The 5496-nt window shown below is 30.7% G+C and carries 3 protein-coding genes and 1 pseudogene; all 4 read left to right on the top strand.

All coding sequences use genetic code 11. The features are described 5' to 3' along the window. The first annotated feature begins 104 nt into the window (after positions 1–104). The 4 genes and pseudogenes from MM213_RS20365 (at position 105) to MM213_RS20355 (ending at position 5286) form a co-directional block, all read left to right on the top strand. Entirely contained in the window at positions 105–398 is a 294-nt protein-coding gene (locus MM213_RS20365) for a hypothetical protein (protein ID WP_241414726.1), read from the top strand. 577 nt (positions 399–975) lie between these two features. Continuing rightward, positions 976–1098, top strand: a pseudogene (locus tag MM213_RS21095) (type I restriction-modification system subunit M N-terminal domain-containing protein); the annotation flags it as partial. Between the two features lie 615 nt (positions 1099–1713). Beyond that, on the top strand, positions 1714–4851 hold the full coding sequence (locus MM213_RS20360; protein ID WP_241414725.1) for a P-loop NTPase fold protein: 3138 nt from the start codon (positions 1714–1716) through the stop codon (positions 4849–4851). A gap of 18 nt (positions 4852–4869) precedes the next feature. Continuing rightward, positions 4870–5286, top strand: a complete 417-nt coding sequence (locus MM213_RS20355; RefSeq protein WP_241414724.1) for a hypothetical protein — start codon at positions 4870–4872, stop codon at positions 5284–5286. Positions 5287–5496: the final 210 nt, after the last annotated feature.

The raw sequence follows: 5496 nt of genomic DNA, 5'->3' as shown, positions 1-5496 counted from the left end.
CTTTACGGTGTTAGTTTTACCATAAAGCAAACGATAACTGATAAAATAATAGTGGTCAAAAATGTCATTCTGACAATACTGACCACTATAATAAAATGGTCAACATGGTCAGATTGACAGTGGTCAACATCACCGGAATCTTAACCCTAGATTACATTAACCTTCATTTAACGGGGTGGTCAACATCATCAGAAAAAAGTGGTCAACATCACCGGAATAGGTGGTCAAGATGGTTCGGAATATACAGTCAGGATTTACAAATACTGGAGCTAGAGAAAAATCAACTAACGATTTCGACTGTTAACATCCTCTCACAATACATCACTTCTATTGAAAAGGCTATTGATGCATCAGAAAAGAATGTAGTTTATTTTACGAAAAGAAGATTTGGAAGATAGGTGAAGAGTTTCCAAATTGAACCCATTTTTATTTGATCTTAAGTAGCATAATTTTCACCTATTCTCAGTATAGCTCCTCTCCTATCCCTCCTTTTTTGATAGTGAAAAATAACCTGTAGAGAAGATATTTTGTTAGAAGAGAAATGGATTCCACCAATCCTACCAATGAATATTCTGAACCATCATGGGTTCTTCTTCAATTTTGGTTAATGTTGGAGCCTGAACCAATGAGCATTACCATAATTCACTTTTCTGACTTTAATTTTCAATAAGGTAATCCTTATGTTAATGGCAAAACCTTTTCTTAAAGATCCTACTATCAAGGTGTTTTTAATTGATTACAAAGGTGAGATAAAATTCGTGAGATCTACACCACAACAAGCTTCATCAAGAGTTAGTAAAGAAACCTCTAATTCACCAAAAGAAAAAAACTCTGACAATTGTTGACACATTTGCACTTCGTCAAGTCATCTTTTCAAAATATTCATTAGTTTTAAGAAGAAATAATCAATTCATCATGGCAAAAAAAGTAGCTACAAAAAAACAGAAATCAATTGAATAGAGTCTTTGGTATTCGGCAAACAAGCTAAGGGGTACTGTAGAGTCTTCTGAATATAAGCATGTGATCCTAGGATTGATATTCTTGAAGTTTGCTTCTGATAAATTTGAAGAGAGTTCGTTGCAGAGTACCAATCCATAGAGGAGCGCATCCAAATCAACCAAAAACTGATTGAAAAACTGGAAGAGACCGCACAGGCGATTTATTGGGAGTCGTTCGTGAATGGGATTGATTTAGAGAATTTGCCTGAGGGGTGGAGGGTTGGGAATTTACCAGATTTGCTTGAAGTAAAATATGGCAAAAGTTTTTCGCATTTATCGGATGGAGAAATTCCACTATATGATTCAGGCGGATAATAGAAAAAGTCAACAAACCACTTTACACTAAACCTAGTGTTCTAATTCCAAGAACAGGAACATTGAGCAATAATATGTTTATAAATCAGCCTTTTTGGTGTGTTGACACAATCTTCTATTCAATATTTAATAATGAAATAAATGGATATTATACTTATTACATATTAAAAAAACTTGATTTTGATGCTTTAAATCAAGGCTAAGCAGTTCCAAGTATAACGACAGCTTCTATAAATGATATTGATGTTGCTCTACATTGTATAAATATTCTTAGCTACTTCAATGAAAAGTTGAAAATAAAAATTGCCCGTAATGAAAACCTTGAAAAAGAAAACCAAAAGCTAACGGAATTGAAGGGTTTGTTACTATCTAGATTGGCTAAAATAGAAAATTAAGAGATATGAAAACAGAAAAGGAGACTACTTTAAAATTTTTATCAAATGAGCCAATAGGAGCTGACCTATTTGCTGGAAAATCTCAGGAAAAAACTGCCGAAGTAATTTCACAAATTCTAGAGGATAAAAAATTTCAAATTTTAGGAATAGATGGTAGTTGGGGAACGGGTAAAAGTAACTTAGTTAAGATATTAGATAACAAACTTCCAAATCATAAATTTTTTATTTATGATGTATGGGGTCATCAAGAGGATGACCAGAGAAAATCTATTTTAATTGAATTGACTGATTTTATTTTAGATAAAAATAACAAACTTATTAGTAACACTACTATTTGGAAATCAAACCTCAAAAAGCTACTAGGTAAGGAAAGAGAAATCACTACTATTAATAGGCCATATCTTAGTATAGGCTTTATATTTTCATTATTCTCAATTATTTACATACCTACTGTCAATACTTTTAAGGATAACCTTGATGATTTTCTAGATATTGAAAGTATTTTTTGGAAGTTTATCTTGGTGATTTTCCCAATCTTGATTGTGCTAGGTATTTATATTTTTAATGTTGTGAATAACTGGTTATCCAAAAAAGGGTTTTGTTATTCATTTAAGTTAGCAGCTCAACAAACATTCCAAGTCTATACTAATAAGCAAGAGCAAGAGACTAAAATTGAAACTATATCTGAAAGTGAACCAACAGTAAGAGATTTTACTAAATGGACTAATGCGATAGATCAAGATTTAAAAACCAATAAACTTGTAGTGGTATTTGATAATTTTGATCGACTCCCAAAAAAACATATTCTCAATATTTGGTCCTCACTTCACGTTTTGTTTTCTGAGAAAAAATATGAAAATATAAAAGTAATTGTTCCATTTGATAGAGACCATATTCGAAATGCTTTTAAGGAAATGAATGGAGAGCAACATGACTATGCGGATGATTATATCAATAAAACATTTGATTTGGTATACAGGGTTTCAGCTCCTATATTATCTGATTGGAAGGATTTTTTCAAAAGTAAATGGAAAGAAGCTAATTCTGAATATGACGAAAAAGAGTATTTACAAGTTATTCAAGCCTACGAAGTTTATAGACCTCAAATAACTCCCCGAGAAATAATCGCTTTTATTAATGAAGTGATTGCTATCAAAATGCTTGATAAGTCGATCCCTGATAGATACATTTCAATTTTTATCCTCCACAAAAAACACATTTTAAATAATCCTCTTAGTGCAATAACTGATTTACATTACTTGTATGGTTTGAAATACCTGTTTGATGGAGACGAAGATTTTCAAAAATATATAACTGCATTAGCCTATCAAATCAGTTCTGATAATTCATTAGAGGTGATTTATAGAAAACAACTCAAGAATGCATTAATAAACAAAGAGACTTCAAAATTTAAGGAGATTGCAGGTACCAATATTTTCGGGAATATTCTTAGGACGGTTTTAAGAGAGGAAATCATTGAATACTCAAATCCAATCGAGGTTTTGAACACTATTGATGAATCTGCTAAAATCACTAAATTCTTTCTACAAGAAATATGGGATGATATTTACAAAAAAATAATGCCTATTAGAATTGAGCAATTAGAACTTAAAAACTCACATCTTATACTTTTAGAAAAGATTTCCCCTCAATATAAAAATAAGTGGATAGGAAAGTTAATCAATGATTTTGTCGAAGTCAAAGAGTTTGATACAGTGAAGTATGCATCCATAATCGATGAACTGAATACTTCGATAGAAAAACAAAAAATTGATTTTGTGATTTATCAGCATTTACCTGAAAAAAATGTGGAAGAAAAAGAATTGATAGAGCTTGTTAAAGCTGTAGGCGAGAAATCACATATATATAACATCTACTGTGATGAAAATAAATTAAATTCTTATTTATCAAGTTTTAAGGATAGTGATTTAGAGGACATTAATTATTTACAATACATCCCTAAAGAATATGACCTTACTTTATTTGGTCAATCTTTGATTGAAAGAGTCAATAAAAATAAAAACAATTCAAAAATAATTGGAGAAATTAGTAGACTATCTAAAATTTGCTTTAATGAAATAATTGATCTATCCATTTCTGATGATACTATCTATAACTTTTTCTCTGCAACAAGCCCAGAAGAATCATTTTACTTCGATCTCTTAGCTTTGAGACTAATAATAGGAAGTAGCTTCCATCCAAATTACAATTCCCCATTTAATAAGGTCCTTCAAAATACCGAGGAAGACATTATTGAAAAAGTATCTAACAGTATTCTTCATTTCATCCGTTATGATGACTTATTAATCAATTCAATTTCTTTTAGTTCAAGTGATTTGAATAAAGAAATTGTAAGGTTTTTAGTAGAGAATGATCACCCAAAGAAAAAGGCCTATGTAAATGAGATTTTAAAGAATTTTGATGAGATCTGTGAAGCAAATAGCTTAATTGCTGAATCCCTTATAAGGGATTTAAATTCATTTGATTACGAAAAATCTGATTTAGAATTCATCAAATTGAGTATTGGCTTTTATGAAATAGCTCATCAACTTGAATTGAGTTTATGTAAAGACTGCGTTGATGGGTTAATAAATCACTTTAATAATTATGACAAATCAAAGTGGATTGATGTCTTTAGAAAGCCTAATTTAGATAGTTTTAAAAGAGTTAAGGCTATTAACTATTCTGACTGGAATAGCTTTGCAATTGAAGCTTTAGAATTTTTATTATTAGAAATAATTGAAAAAAATAAGTTAGCTAACACAGAAGTAATTGGATACCTAGTAAAAAATATGAATGATGTTGGTCAACGACTTTCATCAACATTCAAAAATGTTCGTGATAACCTAATCAGTACAAATAGAATTACTCCAGAAATTTTTCTTTTCTTAAGTGAATGGTTATTTGATTTTAGTTCATTGAAAGAGAAGGCTTCTGATTCTATAAGAACAATTTTCAAACCTTCAATTCTAGATAATGATAGTTGTTTGAAAATTTTAAGCAAACGTTTAGCCGATATGAGTTTGGTTCTTGATAATGCTGGGAATGAAGAAAGAGACACCTTCAATCAAGCTATAAAGTCAAGAGCAAAAAGTGAGTCAATTAAAAATCTTGCAGCTAGCTTAAAAATTGATATAGATTAATTTGTTAAAAATTAGGATATGGCAACAGAAGAAATCGATACTACCAAATTCAACTCAATTTTAGAATTTAATGATTTCTTTGATGATTTATTTTTAGAATTGGTTCATAAAAGAAGTAGATTAAATTCACTGGTGAAATTTAGAGATCAAGCCAAGTCTTTAGCAGATAAAGAAAAAGCTCAGTTCGAGATAGACTATGCTATTTTTGATTTTGAAAGTCAAGCATACTTTCCCCTGTTATGCAAGAAGACAAATAAACCTGAAAAAGTCTGTTCCTATGAAGATTTAACATATGCTGCAAAAAGAGAGTTTGATTACTTGCTAGAGAGGGCTAATTCAACAGAAAATGTATTATTTAAGGCTCATTATTTCCATTTACTCTGGAGATGTCCTTCAATGTATATTCCGAACCATCTTGACCACCTATTCCGGTGATGTTGACCACTTTTTTCTGATGATGTTGACCACCCCGTTAAATGAAGGTTAATGTAATCTAGGGTTAAGATTCCGGTGATGTTGACCACTGTCAATCTGACCATGTTGACCATTTTATTATAGTGGTCAGTATTGTCAGAATGACATTTTTGACCACTATTATTTTATCAGTTATCGTTTGCTTTATGGTAAAACTAACACCGTAAAGCA

It is taken from the genome of Belliella alkalica, from assembly GCF_022549785.1.
Classification (GTDB): Bacteria; Bacteroidota; Bacteroidia; order Cytophagales; family Cyclobacteriaceae; genus Belliella; species Belliella alkalica.
Note: the sequence above shows the minus strand (reverse complement) of the source record. Positions and strands in the feature narration are given on the sequence as shown.